Source organism: Mesorhizobium sp. M00.F.Ca.ET.216.01.1.1, from assembly GCF_004010325.2.
In the GTDB taxonomy this organism is placed as follows: domain Bacteria; phylum Pseudomonadota; class Alphaproteobacteria; order Rhizobiales; family Rhizobiaceae; genus Mesorhizobium.
Genome location: NZ_SADR02000128.1, coordinates 1 through 455, shown reverse-complemented (window position 1 = coordinate 455; position 455 = coordinate 1). Strand labels below are relative to the sequence as shown.

Below are 455 nucleotides of genomic sequence, written 5' to 3'. Positions count from 1 at the left end.
CTCGCCCCTTCGGTGTCGGAGACGCTGCGGAAAATACAGCCTTCCGCCTCGAGCGTCTGGCGCAGCGAGCGGTAGTTGTAGACCTCGCCATTGTAGGCGAGCACGCCCTTGCCGCATGCGGTCAGCATCGGCTCGCGGGCGGCGGGAGAGGGATCGATGATGGCAAGCCGGCGGTGACCCAGGGCGAGCCGGCTGCTGCTCCAGCTGTCATGGTCGTCCGACCCGCGATGCGCCAGCGCCTGCATCATGCGGGCGATGTCCGACAGGTCGCCGGCGCCGATCGGGTCCCGCTTTCGCCAGACGCCGGCTATTCCGCACATGGCCTGCCGGCCGGTTTAGTCTGCCCCATGATTTTTCGAACACCGCCTGAGACCAGTGGCGCCCACGCCGCGCAATTCACAATCTAGCCGCTACCGGGCTGCCCGCAAGCCGTCAGGAGAGCGCAAGGAACAGGC

At 67.3% G+C, this 455-nt stretch carries 1 pseudogene; it reads right to left on the bottom strand.

The window, feature by feature from the left end:
- Positions 1 to 320 (bottom strand): annotated as a pseudogene (locus EN859_RS35365) (asparagine synthetase B); the annotation flags it as partial.
- Between the last annotated feature and the right edge of the window lie 135 nt (positions 321 to 455).